This is a genomic window from Acinetobacter sp. TW_SC_4 (genome assembly GCF_054861205.1).
Genome location: NZ_CM142174.1, coordinates 672330 through 692513, shown reverse-complemented (window position 1 = coordinate 692513; position 20184 = coordinate 672330). Strand labels below are relative to the sequence as shown.

Here is a 20184-nt window from a genome sequence, read left to right as displayed (position 1 = left end):
CCTACTTCAACTGTACACGTGGATCGACCCATTTATAGATCAGATCGGCAATCAGGTTAAATAACATGGTCGCAGCCGCAACATAGACCGTAATCGCTTTAATCACCGGAAAGTCAGAACGCTCAACTGCGATAATTACTTCACGGCCAATGCCAGGAATACCGAAGAAACGTTCAATCAGGAAAGCACCGATCAGTAAAGCCGGAAGTCCCGCCATGACATCAGTAATGATTGGAATCGAAGCATTGCGCAGTACATGCACGCCCAGAATACGGCTTTCGCCCAGACCTTTGGCACGTGCGGTGCGGACATAATCCTGATTGACTTCATCCAGAACAAAACTACGGTAGAGACGTAAAGTCGGTGCAATACTCACCACCAGCATGATTAATACTGGCAATAGTGCATATTTGAATAAGTTTTCAGTAAAGTTATCGCTCCAGCCCTGTACCGGGAACCAGCTCAGTTCATAAGCCAAGACGTACTGGAATACGATGATATAGACCAGAATACTGATCGACATACCAATAGTACACAGCATCATGATCATACGGTCAGTCAGCGAACCACGCACTGAAGCCACCCCGAGCGCCAGAATGATTGAAACAATCGTTTGCAGAATCGTGAGTGGAATCAAAATGGTCAGTGATGGCCCCAAACGCGTGGTAATAATCTGGGATACCGACTCACCGGTACTCCAGCTCACGCCATAATCAAAGGTCAAAATCTGCTGGATGAAAATCCACAGTTGTACGTAATAAGGTTGATCGACCCCGAGCTGCTGGCGGATATTTTCAATCTGCTCAGCATTGGCCATTTTACCGGCCAGGATATAGGCCGGATCTCCCCCGACCCAGTTAAATAACAGGAATATCAGCAGAATCACCCCCAGCATGGTGGGGATCATTTGCCAAATCCTTCGAATAATATATGCCAGCATCGCTTTCCTTCCTTGACTTAATGTCCTGAAATTTCATTAAAGAAAGCTTTGCTGTCCGGATCACGGCCCAGAAAATCCTTAACCATCTGATCGCCCGGCTTTTGTCCGCCTTGTGCCAGTACAGTCTCGCGATAGTGCATGCCGACTTTTGGATCCATCAGATGGTCACCATAAGCAGACAACATATCGAGTGCCAGCACTTCAGACCACATATAGCTGTAATAACCCGCCTGATAGCCACCCATCAAATGTCCGAACTGACCCGGGAATTGCTGACCTGGAACAGAGCCCAACGCAGTTTTACTTTCCATATCCTGCCAGAGTTTTAATGGATCAATACTTTTCGCATCTTTACCGTGCAGGGCCATGTCGTACTGAGCATATAAAGTCTGACGGGCATAATGCAGGCCGCGACCATAATTTTTTACGTTCTTTAAGCGTTCGGTCATGGCTTCATCGACACGCGGACAAGCAGGTTCACAGTAATCCGCTACTTTAGATAAAGTCTCGAAACGGCGCGCCCACTCTTCATACATTTGTGAAGGTGCTTCAACAAAGTCACGCTCTACCGATGTGCCTGACTGCTCGGTATAACGGGTTTTCGATAAAATTCCGTGCAGCGCATGACCCATTTCATGCACAAAGGTTTCCAGTTCATTACTGTTCAGACCTTTACGGTTGAAGTTAGTCACCAAAACAGAGACCGGACGGCGATGATTTAAACGGCTGCCACCATAAACGCCCCAGACTGCAGCATGGCCATATTTGCCTTCACGTGGATATTTATCGACATAAAGTCCGCCCATAAACTCACCGGTGGCTTTGTCATGCACGGCATAGTATTCAACTTCATCGTGCCAGGCTTTGACTTTTACCGGCTTGAATTCAATCCCATATAAATCGGAAGATATGGCAAATAACCATTTTTGCGCCGCTTCAGTCGGGAAATAATCACGCAGTTTTTCCTGATCCACCTTATATTTGGCCTGACGCAGTTTTTCACTCCAGTAGCCTTGGCTCCAGCGCTCAATCTCTGCTTTTTCCAGCGGAATTTTTAAGGTTTCTGCCTTGAACTGACGCAATTCTTCAACATCCTGCTTTTCTAATGGCGCAACTTTGGCATAGACCTCATCCAGAAAACTATTGACTGCTTCTGGGGTTTTGGCCATGCGATCTTTTAGGGCAACATACGCATAGCTATCTTTATCAAACAGCTGGGCCAGTTCATAACGCAGATCAATGGCCTTTTTCATATATTCGAGATTTTTATCGGTACCGCGACGGGTATAGGCAGTCTGATAACGTTTACGTGCTTCATCACTCTCTGCCAGCTCCATAAATGGCTGATATTCCGGATAGTCGAAGCCGAGCAGATAATTGCCCTTTTCATTTTTCTTTAAACCGGCGATATAGCTCGCAGGTAAACCTTTCAGTTCTGCAGCAGTGAATTCAACTTTTTCAGGATTATCACGTACATTCTTGGAATAGTCCTGCCCCAGTTTGGTACTTTCTTCAATAATTTCCTTCAGACGCTTCTGCTTCTCTGCGCTGAGTTGTACCCCGGTTTTTTCAAATTGATTCAGAATATCTTTCAGGAATTTCTCATCGACCGGATCTGTGGCTTTCAGTTTCTTGAACTGGGCATACAGTTTTGGACTCTGATACATGGAAGTCAGGTATTTACTGATTTTCAGCTCACAGTCATCTGCTGCCTGACGCAAGGCCGGATCAGGATCGACATTACTATATAAACCGATAGGTGAAACAAAATCACCAATCGATGCCTGCAATGTATCCCAAGCTGCCAGATAAGGACGGGCTTCAGCCTTATTTTTGATTTTCTGGCTTTCAAATTTCTGGATATCTTTTTGCATTTTATCCAGATTGGCATCGCACAATGCCGGAATTTCTGCAGCCTTGAATAAAGGCAAAAGCTGGGTTTGGGTCTCTGCCATGACGGTTTGAGATCCCCCGATCATCGCCAGACAGAGTGTGGTAAATTTCAAGTGTTTTAATGTCATCATCATCTCCAGCTTTTTCTTACTTTTTAGTATCAATATCGATATACATCCATTCTGTAGACAGAATCGGATGGGACTTGTGTCCAATAACATGAGGTTGCGCTAATGCATTACGGTAGGTGCTATACAGCATCATGGTTGGCATATTGACCTCTAGAATACGGGTCATTTTGCGATAAACCAGATCCCGTTCAGGACCCGGTGGCATGCTCTGACTCTGTTCATATAAACGGTCATATTCCGCATGCTTGAAACAGGCATTATTGGTGACATTGACGTTTTTGCCATAGAACAACTGCATGAAGTTGTCAGCATCCGGATAGTCGGCAATCCATGCAGAGCTTTTAAACATGGTTTTACATTGCTTTTCCAGCTTAATGCCTTCAGCAAATGGCATGGCCTTACTGGTCAGTTTGATATGAATATTATCTAAGGTCTTTTTCCAGAATTCGCCCTGTTGCTGACCACGACTGGTATTGGCCGTAATCAGTTCAATCACCAGAGGTTTGCCTTCAGGAGTTCTCCTCCAGCCATCCGCACCGATCTTATAGTTATAGCGATCCAGCAACATATTGGCTGCCTTGACCGAATATGGCGTACTGGTTTTATAAGCGGGTGAATAGCCTGCAACTCCTGGCGGAATAGGCATGTGTAGTTTTGCACCATCTCCTTTTAGTAATACGCTAATCATATTTTCAACAGAAAAAGCCATTGCCATCGCACGACGTAAGGCAATTTTTTCTGGCGTAAAGCCACCTACTACCGGATCTTGCATATTCCAATAATGGTAGTTAATCGATGGCTCCAACATGCGTGACAGCTTGATGCCTTGCTTGACCAGCTCAGGTTTTAACTTGTCACCATCCAATGCCTGCACGACCAGATCGCCGTCGATTTCCACCAGATCCAGTTCATTTTTCTTGAATGACAACATCCGTGATTGGGCTTCTTCAATGACACGCACATCAATGGTGCCGATTTGAGGCATTTTTTTGCCCTGCATCGCACTGACAATCGCCTGGTCTTCTGCACTATTGGCTTTATAATTCCAGACAAAACCACGGTAAGCCGGATTTGGCTTTAAGATAATGCGTGATCCCGGTGTCCAGCGACTAAGTACATAAGGCCCTGTACCGACCGGCTTACTCATTACCCAGCCAGCTTTGTCTTTATACTTTTCAATGACTTCGCGTGCAACTGCGGCAGCTGGACCGTGGGCCAGCAACATCGGAAAGTTCTGATCCGGATTATTCAGCTTGAGTACCAAGGTATAGCGATCTGGAGTCTGAATACCTTCAAATGGATTTTCATAGACTTTGCCATTTTTTTTCGCCATGGCTGTCCATGCTTCCAGCCCTTTGATCCGACCATCCAGCAACCAGCTATTTGGTGAATTAAGTTTTGGATCTAAGAGACGCTTTAGAGAATAGGCATAGTCGTAGGCGGTTAATTCACGTTTTTTACCGCCAAAGACCGGATCATCCGCAAAGTAAATGCCCTTTTTAACTTTAATGGTATAAGTCAAACCGTCTGCACTGACTTGAGGCATATCTACCGCAGTCAATGGCACCAGTTTCGCTGGGGAGGCCAGATAATCATAGGTATATAAGGTTTCGAAAATCGCCGAGTTAATCTTGGCCGAATAACGGTCATGGATATAACCGGGATCGAAACCGGTTTCAGCCGCGGGAAAGACTGTTTTTAAGACTTTATTCGGATTGGCGGGATTGGCAGCCCATGTGGGTGCAGCACCTGCCATCATTAAACTGGCCACTAAGACCCCACTGGCCAGCTTTTTTAAAGCGTTTGTATTCACATTCATACTGGTTCTTAATCTTCTCAAGTTATTTTTTAACAGGTTCAATATCCAGATATTGCCAAACTGCTCTAGTCACCGGATGTGCCTTAAAGCCCTGTACCTGTGGGTGAATCAGCCAGTTACGTACCCGGGTATTGTGCAAAATCCATGGATTATCGGCCTCCATCTGGCGGTTCATCTGCTCATAATATGGAGTGCGTTGCTGAGGCGGCAGTTTCATCGCAGTTTGATACAGCGCGTCATAGGCTTTAGAGGTATAGCAGCTCAGGTTACCTTGCTGGGCATTTGGGCCATACAGCAACTGGGCAAAGTTTTCCCCTTCCGGATAATCTGCAATCCAGGCGCCACCCCACATCATATGTTTGCATTGAGTGGCTTCTTTTAAATTGTCGGCAAAGTTACTGACTTTAAATTCAACTTTTACCCCGATTGCATCCAGGTTCTTTTTCCATAGCTCCGCAGAAATAACGGAAGAGCTTGAGCTAGTCGAGTTCATTTTCAGAACCAATGGTTTGCCATCAGGCAAGGTACGGTAACCGTCGGCGCCTTTCTTGTAGCCAAAGCGATCGAGCAGTTTATTGGCAAGCAATGGGTTGTAGGCAATGCTGCTTCTATAATTCGGGTTATATCCGCCTACGCCTTCAGGAAGAATCATTTCAGCTTTAACCGCATGGCCCTTGTATAGCTGCTGGATGGCTTCTTTCTGGTTATAGGACAAAGCAATGGCACGGCGTAATGCTACTTTTTCCAGTGAGTTCCCACCAATCATTGGATCACGCATGTTCATGATGGTATAGGTGATTTCTGGTTCTTTATTCGGATAATGCAGGATGCCTTTTTTCTTGTATTCACTTTTCAGCTGCTTATTTTCCAGTGCCTGTTCAGCACCGCTTGCAGTCAGTTTGTCATAGTCTAATTGTCCAGATTTTAAGGCCAGCCAGCGTGATTGCTCTTCTTCAATAATACTGATTTTGACCTTGCCAATTTGTGGCATCTGCTTGCCTTGCATGGCCTTGACAATCCGTTGATCCCACTCTGAACCATCCCCCTTAAAGTTCCAGACAAAACCGCGATAATTTGGGTTAGCGGTTAACTCAATGCGGCTACGCGGCACATATTTGTGTAATTGGTATGCCCCTGTTCCGACTGGGTGCTGACCTACCCGATCGCCATAATGTTCGATGACTTCGCGTGCAGTACCAGCAAAAGCGACATAAGCCAGAATATAAGGAAAGTTCAGGTCTGAACGGGTCAGGGTAATTTGTAAAGTATATTTATCTAGAGCTTTTAAACCGGCAATCGGAGCATCATAGTTAAATTTGTCCGTTTTTTTGGCCTGCTGGATGACTTGATCTGCGCCAAGAATTTTGCCTTCAATAAAGGAAAAAGAAGGCGAATGGTTTTTCGGATCCATCACCCTTTGCATGGAATAAATATAATCCCGGGCAACCAGTTCACGCTTTTTGCCCTGAAAGGCTGGATCACCACTGAAATAAATTCCTGGCTTGATTTTAAAGGTATAAACTTTGCCATCCTGTTCAACCACGGGTAAAGACTCGGCGGTATTTGGGGCCAAAATTGCAGGCCGGGCCAGATAGTCATAACGCAACAAAGGCTCGAAAATGGCCTCAGCAACGCTACCACTATAAAAATTATAGGTTTTGACCATATCAAAACCATCATCAGGTGCTTCGAAAGCCAGGTTTAAAACTTTATCCGGATGTGCAGATGATTTTGCCCAGGCAGTTTGCCCCGAGCTCATAGCTAAGGCCAAAATCGTCATGCTAAAAAGTGCTGATTTCAAATTTGTACCTATTCTTTATCTTGAAGTTTTATTGCTATAGGAAGTTTTAAATACATCATCCCATATTTGCTTCAATGGATGGGTCAAAGCTGGACAGATGGAATAAACTGAACAAAGCGAATTTCATGCCATCCTTGCAAAAAATAGGGATTTCTTCCTGTTTTTAACTGAAAAAAGTTTATTTTTATTAATTATTTAAAACATTATGAATAACATAATATTTTCCATGAATCATTAATTAAATTTTTATCCTTAAAATTCTCACTAAAGTTCATTTCGCACAAAAATAACTCAACCCTGTTTCATCTTATTGCACTATTGTATACCTTTAGGTAAACAATAAATAAACACAAGCACTTGTATTATAAATATTTTATTTTAAAAAAATATTGTATATTTTATGTAAAAATTATGCACCATGATTAAACTTTATTCAATTTCCCTCTTATTTTTGGACTACTTTCTTATTCATTAAATATTTATTTATTGCTTTCACAGGGGTCTCACTTCCTTCTTTCTTCAGATTCGATACACAGACTTCTTAATTTTTCTTCAATATCGCTCGATAAATTCAAACCTAATTCAATTAAATCAATATTTTTCAATTACTTAAAAATATAAAAATATAAAATTTTATAAGTTGGCATTCGCCTTGCTTAGATCAACCCAGCACTACTTCACATAACAAAAGGGTGAAATTTACGATGAAAAAAAATAAATTGGTCGGATCTATGGGGGCTCCAACCGTCAGCAAAAGACTACTCAAGTTAAGCGCACTCAGCTTAAGTATGATGTGTCTTTCGCTGGCACATGCAGCAGATGAACCAGAAAACTCCGCTGCACAACCTACCAAGGTAGAGAAAGTGCGAGTTACTGGATCATCTATTAAAGGTGTAGCCGCACAAAGCGCCTCACCAATCACGATTATTAAAGGTGAAGATCTGGTGAATCAGGGGGTAACCACTGTAGAAGAAGCATTGATGAAAGTCAGTGCCAACCAAGCAAGTTATGTCACAGCACAAAATGTCGGTGCCAGTAATACCAGTGGTTCAACAGCAAATTTACGTGGTCTTGGTTCGGATAAAACTTTAGTTTTAATTAATGGTCGCCGTGTTGCAAGCAGTGCATTTGGTACCGATTCAACCAACTTAAACAACATCCCTCTCGCATTGGTAGAGCGCATTGAAGTCTTACGTGACGGCGCATCTGCAGTCTATGGTGCAGATGCAGTGGGTGGTGTAATCAACTTTATTACGAAAAAGCAATATGAAGGCGTGGGCATTACTTTAGGTGGTCAAATTCCTGAAGAAAAAGGCGGCGAAAAAATTGACGTTTCGATTTTTGGGGGATATGGCGATCTAGATGAACAAGGTTTTAATGTCTACGGTGTGATCGATTACCGAAAACAAGATACGATTTGGGCAAAAGACCGTAAAGTCAGCCGCCGTGGTGGGGTACTTCCTGAATTAGGAATTGATGGCAGTTCAGCAAATGCTTTCCCTGCAAACTTCTACGATCCTATCACAGGTATTTTGGGTAACCCTTATGGGGATAATTGCTTAAATACCAAAGATACTGTTGCTGAAGATGGTTTCTGTTATTTAAATACCCAAACTGTTATTGGTATTGTGCCTGAACAAGAGAATCTTTCTGCGTTAGGTCGCGCAACTTTCAAATTGTCAGATAACTTTAATGCGATTGGTGAGTATATCTATGCACGTGATGAAGTAACCACTTCAATTGCGCCTGATGTTTATAGTCGTAGTGTGACCTTGCCTTATGCCAGTCAATATTACCCTGGCAAAGGTATTACTCCAGCAGTTGATGGCTTGGCGACTAACACATTACAATTGTATCTACGTTCACAAGGCGGTAACCGTGTTTCTAAGTCAATTAACGAATCGAACCGTATCTTTGCAGGGATTGAAGGTGAAGCATACGGTTGGGATATGAATGGTGGTGTTACTTATGCAAAAAGTGATGCGACTGACAGTTTCGTAAGTGGTTATTTAAACCGCAGTAGAGTTCAGGCTGCACTTGATAATGGAACTTTAAACCCATTTGGCCCACAAGCAGCAGCCAATGCCGGCTTATGGAACACTTTTGATGTCAAAGGCGATACCAATCAGGCATCTTTAGAATCCACTACAATTGACTTTACCGTGAGTCGTCCAATCTACACACTGCCTGCAGGTGATGTCGGTTTTGCACTCGGTGGCAGTTTCTCCAAACAAGACTGGGAAGCAACTGTAAATTCTGAAATTGTTGCTCAAGTTCCAGGCAGTGGTATTGATCCAAATAAACCAAAAAGCTCAGGCGATCGTGACATTAGCGCAGTATTCACTGAATTCCAAGTACCTTTATTGACCAACCTGGAATTACAGTTGGCTGCTCGTTATGATGACTATAGCGATTTTGGTGACACCTTTAATCCTAAAGTGGCCTTACGCTGGGAACCAGTTAAAGAACTCATGTTCCGTACTTCTTACAGTACCGGTTTCCGTGCACCAAGCTTATATGAAGTCAATGCTCCTTCGGTCAGAACCTGGACTGGTGCAAGATATGATGACCCGGTTCTTTGCCCGGGTGGTACACCAACTGAAACCAGATACCAAACTGAATGTAATACCCAGTTTATCCGTACTCAAGGCGGCAATTCTGAACTAGGTCCAGAAGAGTCAACATCTTACATGGCTGGTTTTGTCTTTGAACCGATCAAAAACTTAGTTTTCACTGCCGATTACTACAATATCGAAATTGAAAACCTAGTTGGAACGATTGGTGAAGCATCAATTTTTGGTGATCCAGAAAAATATGCTCAATACTTTGTTCGTAATGCAGAAGGTCGTATCGATCATATCTCAACTAACTTGATTAACTCCGGTGGCTTGAAAACTCAAGGTATTGATTTGAGTTTGAACTATCTTTCTCCAATGACGGCAACTGGCCGCTTCGGTTTTGGTATTGACGGTACTTATGTGATCAAAATGGATTACCAAAGTGAACCAGGCGGCGAGTGGGAAGGTTATGTCGGTGTTTATGATGACCCAGCAGTGGTTCGCTGGAAACATACTGCAAACGTGAACTGGTCTTATGAAAACTGGAGAATGGTGTTTGAACAACAGTTCGTTCGTGGTTATGAAGACTATTCAGAAGAACGCGATGTTGCTGACTACACCGTATACAACATTTCTGGTACTTACAAAGGATTTAAAAATCTGGAGCTAACTGCCGGTATTAAAAATATGTTCGATGCAGAACCACCTGCCTCTGACGTAATGGATAACTTCCAATACGGTTATGACCCACGTTATAGCGATCCAACAGGCCGCGCTTACTTCTTACGTGGTACCTATAAATTCTTTTAATTAATTACTTCGCAAACACTGCTGCCAAGCGGTGTTTGCGGTTTTCCCCATTTAATTTTAGCCAAACAAAAAATAATGCAGCCTGTAACCAAAAACAATTTTCTCATCAGTGCACTATTTCCTGTTTGTCTTAAATTCCAGGAGTCATGATGAGCACAACGTTTGAAGACATAGAAAAAAGCTCCGCCAAAAAGTTGACTGGAATTGGTGTCGTGATTTTCTTGCATATCCTGGTGGGCCTGGTGCTAATGGCAGGTATGGCAAAAGACATCATCAAACCGTCAGAAGAACCGGTTGAATTGATGATTATTCAGGATATTAAACCACCAGAACCAGAACCACCGAAAGAAACCCCACCTGAGCCACCTAAAATTGTAGAAAAAGTGGCACAGGTTCCTGAGGTTAAACCGGTAGAAAAAGTGGTTCCAGTACAGAAAACACAGCCTACACCAACAGTCACTCAACCGGTTGCAGAACCAACACCTGTAGCTGCAGCAACACCATCCCCAAGTCCGGTGGCTGCACCAGCCCCAGTTGTTGCAGCAGCGCCTGCTGCTCCACCGCAACCAACTGGTGTTACACGCGGTGTATCTCAAGGCGAAGCTGGCTGTAAGAGTCCGGAATATCCACGTGATGCATCAATGAAGGAAGAGCAAGGTAATGTGCTGATCTCTGTCTTTGTGAATACCGACGGCAAAGTGAAAGAGGCCAAAGTAAAAAAATCCAGTGGCAGCCGTTCACTCGACCGTGCAGCCTCTAAGGCTTTCAGCTTATGTACCTTTAAACCTGCAATGAAAAATGGTGAACCACAAGAATCTTGGTACGACATTCCCTACGAATTTATCTTGGACTGATCCAGACAACAGATTAAAAACAAAATGAGGAGATTCATTATGAAAAACGCACGACACACTTTAAAAAATATCACTGCTGCAAGTGTCATTGCGGCAAGTACTTTACTACCTTTGCAAACCGTATTTGCTGAAGAATCCCCTACACCTGCAACGACAGTCACTGAAACGGCAACCACAACTCCTGCGACTGTCGCTGAGCCTACACCGCCAGCACCTGCTGCAGCTGAAAAACCTGCCAGCAACCCTTATGGTCTGGAAGCCATGTGGAAAGAAGGTGACATGGTGTCTAAAGTGACCCTGTTCATTCTGGTGATCATGTCAATCGGTACCTGGTACATCATGATCACTAAATGCTTGCAACAAGGCAAGATACGCAAACAGGCCAAAGAAGCAGAACATCAGTTCTGGGAATCTTCTTCATTGGACAATGCAGCGCAAAATCTGGATGAAGCCAGCGTATATCGTTTTATCGCTGAAAAAGGCATCAAGTCAACTAAAAACCATGGCGGTACTTTACTTGAGCGTATTGACTTTAATACCTGGGTTACGATTTCTATTTCACGCGCAGTCGACAAGATTCAAAGCCATCTGAGTGGCGGTCTGGCATTCCTTGCTACAGTCGGTTCTACTGCACCTTTCGTAGGTCTGTTTGGTACCGTTTGGGGCATTTACCATGCCTTGACTGCAATTGGTATTTCCGGTCAGGCATCAATCGATAAAGTTGCTGGTCCGGTCGGTGAAGCACTGATCATGACTGCAATCGGTCTGGCAGTGGCAGTTCCTGCAGTACTTGGCTACAACTGGTTAACTCGCCGTAATAAAGCGGTGATGGAAGAAGTTCGTACCTTCGGTTCTGACCTGCATGCTGTATTACTGAGCGGCGAAATCAGCTCAAACAATCCTGTTCACCGCGACACAAAATAAAAATGGGGGTCAACCATGGGAATGATGGTCAATTCAAACGACAGCGATGATGAGGTCATTGGTACCATTAATACCACGCCTCTGGTTGATGTGATGCTGGTACTGCTGATTATCTTTCTGATTACAGTACCGGTTGCAATTCATACCGTACCGGTCGATCTGCCTGAAGAACGTAATGTCCCGTATGAAACCAAGCCGGAAAATATCCAGCTGGCAGTCAATAAAAATGGCGATATCTTCTGGAATGAATCCTATATTCCGGACAAGGCAATTTTACTGACCCGTTTACAGGCAGAAGCCCAGAAACGTCCTCAGCCTGAGGTGCATATTCGCGGTGATCAAAGAACAGCTTTTGAAGCGATTGATCAGGTCATCAGTACTACCCAGCAAGCAGGTATTGGCAAGATTGCATTTGTCACGACCCCGCCCGCTTCACCTTAAGATTGAGGGAGAATCCAGTTATGGGAATGAATGTTGGCTCAAATCAGGATGATGATGTAATGCTGGACGTCAACATGACACCATTGATTGATGTCATGCTGGTCTTGCTGATTATGTTTATTATCACTATTCCGTTGCCGAATAATTCGATTAATATCAACCTGCCGAATGGTACACCACCACCGACTGAGGAAAAACCGCCAGAGATTGTGAATTTGCGTCTTGATGCTCAGGGCCAGATCTTCTGGAATGATCAGCCGGTGGCGAATGCCCAAGCGCTAGAAGCCTTATTCAAGACCGTGGCGCAAAAAGCCGATCAGGATCAGATTAAGATCAAGGCTGATCGTGCAACTGAATACAAGCATATCGCTATGGTGATGGCTGCGGCTCAGCGTCTGGAAGTGAAAAAAATCGGAATTGTCAGTAACAACAATTCTTAACTCTACAGAATCAAAAAACCCAGCATCTGCTGGGTTTTTTGATTATTCAATATCTTACATTTGCGACTGGATATAGTTTTGCAGACCAATCAGCTCGATCAAACGTAACTGTTTTTCTAACCAGTAAGTATGATCTTCTTCCGTATCTGACATTTGCTGGCGCAGCATGTCACGGGTCACATAATCGCCCTTCTCTTCACAAAGTTTTACCCCTTGAGCCAGCTTTTCACGGACATGATACTCAAGCTTCAGGTCAGCTTTCAGGCAGGTCACCACATCTTCACCAACTTCGATGTCATCACGCTGCATATTTGGTGTACCTTCAAGGAACAGGACACGACGGATCAGGGCATCTGCATGCTGTGCTTCTTCCTGCATTTCATGGTCGATGCGTTCAAAGATTTTAGTCAGACCCCAATCTTCATACATACGAGAGTGAATCAGGTATTGATCACGAGCAGCCAGTTCGCCACCGATCAGCATATTTAAATAATCTACGACTTCTGGATTACCGCGCATTTGAATTACTCCCTGCTTTTATCATCCTATTATGGAGAAAAGATTTTTGATTTGCAAAAGCAAAATTATGGTAAATGTCTGATTTTTATATAATTAAAATGAGAAGCACTTGCATTTACGCTCTCTGTTCGGCCAAATCCCATTTATAAAACAACATCTTGCATTTTTCGTTCCGTTTTTATTCAATCCAGCAAGCTGGAATATTCAAACGTTAATTTTTGTAAATATTAATAAGCACTTATCTTGTTGCTTATTTTTATTTTGGACTCACCTGTTTGGCCTGGTTCATGCATAATTGTGCCTACGATGAAAGAAGTTAAAACAACAACGGTTTAAATATGACATTACAACATAGCACAGCACCTGTTCTGGTCACCGGCGCATCTGGCTATATCGCCAGTTGGGTCATCCAGAAACTTTTGAAACAAGGTTATACCGTACATGCCACTGTACGTGATCTGAATAAAACCCAGAGTTATACGCACCTAGAACAAATTGCAGACAGCAGCCCGGGGATCCTAAAGCTGTTTGAAGCCAACCTGCTCAAGCCCGGTTCTTTTGATACAGCCATGGAAGGTTGTGAAATTGTCTTTCATATGGCCTCACCTTTTGTGGTCACCAATTATAAGGATGCGCTTAAAGACATTATTGAACCAGCAATTCTGGGTACGCAAAATGTGCTGAATAGTGTCAATAAAACTGAATCTGTCAAACGTGTGATTGTCACCTCAAGTATTGCCTCAACATATGGCGATGCGATTGATATTTTGCAAACCGAGCACACCAGTTTTGATGAATCTCACTGGAATACCACCAGTTCAGAAACCCATCAGCCTTATCCGTATTCCAAAGTCATGGCAGAACGCAAAGCTTGGGAAATGGCGGAAGCGCAGGATCGCTGGGACCTGATCTGTATCAATCCGGCACTGGTCTTTGGGGAATCCTTAACGCCTAATACTCAATCAGGCAGTGTGGAAGTTCTGCGACAGTTTGCCAATGGCATGACTTTACTCGGCGTTCCACCGATGTGGAATGGTGTGGTGGATGTTCAGGATGTTGCTGAAGCACATATTCGTGCTGCCTTTAGTCCCAAAGCACAGGGGCGCTATATTGTTTCTGGCGAAACGTTGAGCCTGCTGGAAATGGGTAAAATTCTGCGTGAAGCATTTGGTTCAAAATTCCCCTTTCCACGAAACCAGTTACCGAAAGCAGCATTTAAACTGTTTGGGCCATTTGCCGGATTCAGCCGTGAATTCGTAGAAAAAAATATGGGGATTCCAATTTATTTCAATGCCCAGAAAAGTAAAGATGAACTGGGCATACAATATCGTCCGGTGAAAGAAAGTTTAGTCGAGCACTTCCAGCAGCTACTAGATGATGCTGTGGTGAAAAAATATATTCCTTAATGGTACTAGCTTGTATCTTACCATTCATAGTGATTAGCTATCACTATATTGCAAATTGCAGAGTTTCGTGTACTAGCAAAACATAAAGTTTGAGTTTGAGATAAAACCTGTAATTTGCCCTAACCACTTGCACAACTCTGGACGGTAACTAAGCACTTTGATGCTGCATTCACAAGAAAAGACGGTGGTTATGCTAAAACAATAATTGGATAAATAAAGCAGGTAAAGATTATGTTTTATCTTGGTATTGATGTTGCTAAAGCTAAAATTGATTGCTGTTTAATTTTAGAAAATTCTGCAAATAAAAAGAAAACCAAAACTTTTTCAAATACACCAAAAGGTTTTGAGCAACTTCAAACCTGGCTAAAGCAGCATGCTGCAACTTCTACGCAGACCATTATTTTAATGGAAGCAACATCTATTTATCATGAACTCTTGGTTAAATATTTATTTGATGCGGGCTATCAAGTCTGTGTAACCAATCCTGCCAGAGCTCGATATTTTGCTCAGAGTATGTCTAAGCTGAATAAAACAGACAAGGTGGATAGTGAGGTCCTAGCTCGATTTGCGATGACTGCCGATCTACATTTTTGGCAACCTTTACCTAAACATATTCAATTGCTGAATGCTTTGCTGGATAGAAGAGCTATTCTTTGTGAAGATTTACAACGTGAAAAGAATCGTTTGGAAAAAGCAGAGTCGACCTTCACGATGGAACCTGTACTTCAGTCTATCCACAAGAGTATTGAACAGTTAAACAAACACATTCAGGGTATCGACCAGCAAATTGATGATCACATTAATCAGAATCCTGATTTAAAAAATGATAAAGAACTGCTCAGCAGTATTCCAGCCATTGCAGATCGAACCAGTTTATTAATGCTCAGTTTCTTGCGCAGCCATACTTTTGAAAGGGCTAGTCAAGCGGCTGCCTTTGTCGGTTTGGTCCCCATTCAAAAGCAATCGGGTAGTTCCATTCATGGCAGAAGCCGTTTATCCAAAGCGGGCTCTTCCAAAATACGTGCTGGTTTATATATGGCAGCCATTGTCGCAACTCGGCATAACCCTCACATCAGGGCAATGAATGAACGTTTATTGGCGAATGGTAAAACCAAGATGATAGCGATTGGAGCCGCGATGAGGAAGTTGATTCATCTTTGTTATGGTGTGCTCAAACACCAACAGCCTTATCAAGCAGATTATTGAGCATGAATTCTCAATCATTTACTTGACGTTTCAGACGGTATCTCAAACCTGATCTGACAGTGACCGACTTTTTATGGTGTCTGTCAGATTAAATTTGGGCTAACACACCGACTTATGTGCTTACAAGCTCACCATTCCTGCCTAAAAATAAGCTAAGCAGAAGTCCAACGCGCATTTTTCCACGCTTGCTGTTGCTTTGCATCTAGAAAAGTCCAAGCCACAAAACGACTCTCTTTTTGCCCCTGCGTCATTTTAATGGTTTTTACATCCACTGCACCGCACTTACGCAAGGTATTTAACAGCATAGGCAATGTGGTTCTCTTAGAAACCAGTGTACTAAACCAAAGACATTGCTCAGCAAATTGTGTGCTCTCTTGTACCATCTGGCAAACAAAGCGTTCTTCTCCACCGTCACACCAGAGCTCGTTCTTTTGTCCGCCAAAGTTTAACACCACCTTCGTCCGATCAACCGGCTTGCCAAGTTTGCGTAATTTTTGCGTTGCTGTGGCATTTGCTTCATCTTGCGAGGCATGAAATGGTGGGTTACACAGGGTCAAATCAAAACGATCTGAAGGTTTAAGCACACCTTTGAAAATATTGCTCGGTGTCTTTTGCAATCGAATCTGAATCCCCTTTCTGAGATTTGGATTTGCCTCCACAATAAATTGAGCACTTTTAACCGATGCAGGATGAATGTCTGAGCCAACAAATTTCCAACCATAGCTACGATGACCAATGATTGGATAAATACAGTTCGCGCCCACCCCAATATCTAAGACTTGAACTGCAGGTCCTGTTGGAATCTGACCTTGATGATTGGTACTCAACAAGTCAGCCAGATAGTGGATATAGTCGGCTCTACCCGGAATAGGCGGACAAAGAAAATCTTGAGAAATATCCCAATATTGAATGCCATAAAAATGTTTCAGCAATGCTTTATTGAGCATTTTCACAGCGTGTGGATCAGAAAAGTTGACTGAAAGATCATTATATTTATTTAGGCTAACAAAAGGTGCAAGTTCCGGACAAGTCTTCATTAACTGAGGGAAATCGTAACGACTGCGATGCAGATTTCGTACATGTAATTCCGATTTTTGTTGCGGAAAAGTTTTCTTTGCTTGCGCCATGTGTATGCCAATCATCAACGGGAGAACAGAATCATCTGATGAGACAGGCTCTATACCTGTCAATAGATCGATATTGTACGTGAATTCAGTTCATCATGACGAGCCCAACCCAATCAAGCCATTAAAAAAGACATCCTTGGATGTCTTTTTTAATTCCTGCCTAAGATCGATTAAGCAGAAAGTTGACCATGCTCTTTCATTAAGGTAATAAACTGTTCTTCATTTAATACTGGCACGCCAAGCTTTTCTGCCTTAGCCAGCTTCGAACCAGCTTTCTCACCTGCAACCACACATTTGGTTTTACTCGACACACTGCCACTCACACGTGCGCCTAAGGCTTGCAGCAATTGAGTTGCTTCATCACGCCCCATAGAGCTTAAAGTTCCAGTTACAACCCAGCTTTCGCCATTGAGTGGCTGACGTGTTGGTGCAATTGGTGCATCCCAGTGAATACCCGCTGCCAGCAGACGATCCAGTACTTCCAGGTTATGCGGTGCTTGGAAGAAATCCAGAATCCATTCAGCCGTAATATCACCGACATCTGGGGTTTTCTTTAGCGCATCAAGATCAGCACGACGTAAAGCATCCAGCGTCTGGAAAGTATTGGCCAGCATACGTGCTGTGGTTTCACCGACACCACGAATACCTAATGCATAAATGAAAGCAGCCAATGTCGTTTTCTTACTGTTCTCGATAGAATCAATCAAGTTCTGAACAGATTTCTCGCCCATTTTTTCAATCTGTAGCAGCTGATCACGATGCTCATGCAGGTGATAGATATCTGCCACATCTTTCAGCAAGTTTAAATGTAATAGCGACTCCACCCAACGATCACCTAAGCCTTCGATATCCATTGCCTTACGTGACACAAAATGACGGATGGTTTCAATACGTTGTGCAGCACAATACAACTCACCTGAACAGCGTGCCAGTGCTTCACCTTCTGGCATCACTACAGGGGAACCACACACCGGACAGTTTTCTGGTAAATACACTTCTACCGCATCGGCAGGACGAAATTCTGGCCAGACTTTTTCAACCTTAGGAATCACGTCACCACTACGATAGACACTGACGGTATCCCCGATTCTTACATCCAGACGGTGAATTTCACCAATATTATGCAGGGTCACATTGGAAACCGTCACACCGCCCACGGCAACCGGATTTAAACGTGCCACAGGGGTCAACGTTCCGGTACGGCCCACTTGCCAGTCAATATTTTCAACGGTGGTCAATGCCGCCACTGCCGGGAATTTATAAGCGGTTGCCCAACGTGGTTCACGGCTCAAGAAACCCAGTTTTTGTTGCTGTTTCAGGTCATTGACCTTAATGACCATACCATCGATTTCGACACTAAGCTTTGAACGTTCTTCAATGATCTGCTCGTAAACTTTTTGCACTTCCTGGATGCTACTGCAGATAAAATGCCGCTCACCAACAGCAAAGCCAAATTGCTGTAGCCATTCCAGACTGCCTGACATTGTGGTTTGACCATGATGTGGTACACACTGGGCAATTCCATAAGCATAGAAAGCCAAAGGCCTAGAAGCTGCAATATTCGGATCAAGCTGGCGTAAACTGCCGGCCGCAGCGTTACGTGGATTGGCAAAAGTTTTTTCGCCTTTCGCTGCATTGGCCGCATTCAGACGTTCAAAGCCGGATTTCGGCATCAGCACTTCGCCTCGTACTTCCAGTAATTCTGGAATCACGCCATTCACTGGAGACAGAAATTTCGGCAGGTTACGAATGGTTTTGACATTCTGGGTAATATCTTCGCCAGTTTCCCCATCACCGCGAGTGACACCACGAACCAGTACGCCATGTTCATACCAGAGGGAAATTGCCAGACCGTCAAATTTCAGCTCAACATCGTATTCAATCTTTTGATTGGGTAAACGCTCTTCAATACGGCGTGCGAAAGCAAACAGATCATCCTGATTAAACACGTTGCCTAAAGACAGCATTGGCACCGCATGCGTTACGGTCAGAAATTTGGAAAGTGCCTGACCGCCTACTTTAACTGTCGGTGTGTCTGGCTGTTGTAAATGTGGATATTGTTCTTCTAAAGCTTTGAGCTGATGAAAGAGCTGATCATATTCACTGTCTTCAATCGTAGGTTGATCCATCACATAATAAGCATGATTATGCTTGGCAATCAGTTGAATCAATTGACGCATTTGCGCAATGACAGTGGCATCTTGGGTCATAATTTCACCATAAAAAAGGGCGGAAAATCCGCCCTATACAATATTCAGCTTTTCGCTATTATAAAAATCGGATTCTGCAGATTCAATATTGGAATATTAAACTTCTGCAGTCTGTCCAGCACGATAATCAATCGCCTGATGACGCCAGAATTCACGTAATTGTGGGGTCATTTCCTGCTGGTTCTGATCATAAACCAGACCATCCACTTCACGCGCAATCAGACGTGAAATGCTGTCCATGGTATCGAAGGCATTCTGTACATCACTATGCGGTAAAGCCAGGAAGAATGCCAAACCTTTGACTTCTTCAGTCGACAGAGTTTCTAAGTCAAAACCTTCCATACCGGTATCTGCCATACGCAATACTGAAAATAGCAGTTTCGAGCCATCTTCACTATAACGATGGAAACATGCCAGCTCACCATAACGCAGGCCATATTTCAGTAAAACTTTTAAGGTTTTTTCACCTGAAAGAGCACGGCCCTGTGGATAAACATGCAAAGAAATAATCGTTTCAGCATTAGCCAGCGAACATTCTTCATCCACAATTTTTTGCTCATGTAGATGTGCATCCAGAATACTACTTTCATCATTGAAGTCAGAAATTTCAGCTTTCTCGATATTGCTATTTAGGCTAAATTCAGCTGCTTTAGGCTCTTTTTCTGTTTCTGCTACTTCTACTGTTTCAGGCTTATTTTCTTGTTCAGCAGATGTTGTGGTTTCTTCAGCTTTGGTTACTTCCGGTTCTGCTTCCTCTGCAACCACCGGTGTATCGAGTGAACTTGCTGCTTTGGTTTCGGGCTGGGCGGTTTCAGTCAAAGTTGGCTCTACTTTGGCTGCTTCTTGTTGTTCTTCCGCAGGTGCAATATTGTTTACCACTTCTTCATTCAGACTCGGTTCCACACGTGCAGCTGCCGGACTTTCTGTTTTAGACAGTTGAGATCGTACATGCCTTGGAATAACCGGAGTCTGGCTGTCAGGATCAATATGCAGATCCGCATCCAGTGACGGTACAGCCTCCGCAGGTTTTTTCAAGATCAGTCTTATGCCGAATAGCATAATCACAATTGCAATAACAATCCCGATAATTGTGGTGATTTCCATG

At 43.5% G+C, this 20184-nt stretch carries 15 protein-coding genes; 7 read left to right on the top strand and 8 right to left on the bottom strand.

Translation table 11 applies throughout. From position 1 onward, the window contains the following. Nucleotide 1: 1 nt before the first annotated feature. Genes ACWM1W_RS03285 through ACWM1W_RS03270 form a run of 4 tightly spaced genes read right to left on the bottom strand, consistent with a single transcriptional unit; the run spans nt 2 to nt 6563 of the window. The gene (locus ACWM1W_RS03285; protein ID WP_004783323.1) at nt 2–940 is read right to left on the bottom strand and encodes an ABC transporter permease; all 939 of its coding nucleotides are present in this window, start codon (nt 938–940) and stop codon (nt 2–4) included. A gap of 17 nt (nt 941–957) precedes the next feature. After that, nucleotides 958–2961 carry a M3 family metallopeptidase gene (locus ACWM1W_RS03280; protein WP_262477289.1) on the bottom strand — a complete coding sequence of 668 codons (2004 nt, stop codon included), beginning with the start codon at nt 2959–2961 and terminating at the stop codon, nt 958–960. Between the two features lie 19 nt (nt 2962–2980). Next, on the bottom strand, nt 2981–4783 hold the full coding sequence (locus tag ACWM1W_RS03275) for an ABC transporter substrate-binding protein (protein ID WP_180011934.1): 1803 nt from the start codon (nt 4781–4783) through the stop codon (nt 2981–2983). A gap of 22 nt (nt 4784–4805) precedes the next feature. Continuing rightward, a complete protein-coding gene (locus ACWM1W_RS03270; RefSeq protein ID WP_262735709.1) occupies nt 4806–6563 on the bottom strand; it encodes an ABC transporter substrate-binding protein in 1758 nt (585 codons plus the stop codon). A 725-nt stretch (nt 6564–7288) separates the two neighbouring features. Between ACWM1W_RS03270 and ACWM1W_RS03265 the strand changes: the two genes are divergently transcribed. The 5 genes from ACWM1W_RS03265 (at nt 7289) to ACWM1W_RS03245 (ending at nt 12611) form a co-directional block, all read left to right on the top strand. Further along, nucleotides 7289–9952, top strand: coding sequence for a TonB-dependent receptor (locus ACWM1W_RS03265; protein ID WP_208462116.1), 2664 nt, complete (start codon nt 7289–7291; stop codon nt 9950–9952). Between the two features lie 149 nt (nt 9953–10101). Beyond that, nucleotides 10102–10806 (top strand): energy transducer TonB, encoded by a 705-nt coding sequence (locus ACWM1W_RS03260; RefSeq protein ID WP_180012860.1) that lies wholly within the window; start codon nt 10102–10104, stop codon nt 10804–10806. 39 nt (nt 10807–10845) lie between these two features. Beyond that, nucleotides 10846–11730, top strand: a complete 885-nt coding sequence (locus tag ACWM1W_RS03255) for a MotA/TolQ/ExbB proton channel family protein (RefSeq protein ID WP_208462115.1) — start codon at nt 10846–10848, stop codon at nt 11728–11730. A 15-nt stretch (nt 11731–11745) separates the two neighbouring features. Continuing rightward, complete coding sequence (locus tag ACWM1W_RS03250) at nt 11746–12171, top strand: ExbD/TolR family protein (protein WP_005234255.1); 426 nt, start codon at nt 11746–11748, stop codon at nt 12169–12171. 20 nt (nt 12172–12191) lie between these two features. After that, nucleotides 12192–12611, top strand: coding sequence for an ExbD/TolR family protein (locus tag ACWM1W_RS03245; protein WP_004783336.1), 420 nt, complete (start codon nt 12192–12194; stop codon nt 12609–12611). A gap of 54 nt (nt 12612–12665) precedes the next feature. On the opposite strand, the gene ftn is transcribed toward ACWM1W_RS03245, so the two are convergent. Beyond that, on the bottom strand, nt 12666–13130 hold the full coding sequence (ftn, locus tag ACWM1W_RS03240; RefSeq protein WP_004783337.1) for a heteropolymeric bacterioferritin subunit Ftn: 465 nt from the start codon (nt 13128–13130) through the stop codon (nt 12666–12668). A 338-nt stretch (nt 13131–13468) separates the two neighbouring features. Between ftn and ACWM1W_RS03235 the strand changes: the two genes are divergently transcribed. Together ACWM1W_RS03235 and ACWM1W_RS03230 are read left to right on the top strand one after the other, a co-directional pair. After that, nucleotides 13469–14536 (top strand): SDR family oxidoreductase, encoded by a 1068-nt coding sequence (locus tag ACWM1W_RS03235; RefSeq protein ID WP_375725915.1) that lies wholly within the window; start codon nt 13469–13471, stop codon nt 14534–14536. A gap of 231 nt (nt 14537–14767) precedes the next feature. Further along, nucleotides 14768–15742 carry an IS110 family RNA-guided transposase gene (locus ACWM1W_RS03230; RefSeq protein ID WP_032051443.1) on the top strand — a complete coding sequence of 325 codons (975 nt, stop codon included), beginning with the start codon at nt 14768–14770 and terminating at the stop codon, nt 15740–15742. A gap of 152 nt (nt 15743–15894) precedes the next feature. Here ACWM1W_RS03230 and rlmF read toward each other — a convergent pair whose 3' ends face one another. The 3 genes from rlmF to ACWM1W_RS03215 form a co-directional block, all read right to left on the bottom strand. Beyond that, nucleotides 15895–16869: a 23S rRNA (adenine(1618)-N(6))-methyltransferase RlmF gene (rlmF, locus tag ACWM1W_RS03225; protein ID WP_375725914.1), complete on the bottom strand. Its 975-nt coding sequence runs from the start codon at nt 16867–16869 to the stop codon at nt 15895–15897. Nucleotides 16870–17039: 170 nt separating this feature from the next. Beyond that, nucleotides 17040–19079, bottom strand: coding sequence for an NAD-dependent DNA ligase LigA (gene ligA / locus ACWM1W_RS03220; protein WP_375725913.1), 2040 nt, complete (start codon nt 19077–19079; stop codon nt 17040–17042). A 96-nt stretch (nt 19080–19175) separates the two neighbouring features. Then, the gene (locus ACWM1W_RS03215) at nt 19176–20183 is read right to left on the bottom strand and encodes a cell division protein ZipA C-terminal FtsZ-binding domain-containing protein (protein ID WP_104426560.1); all 1008 of its coding nucleotides are present in this window, start codon (nt 20181–20183) and stop codon (nt 19176–19178) included. Between the last annotated feature and the right edge of the window lies 1 nt (nt 20184).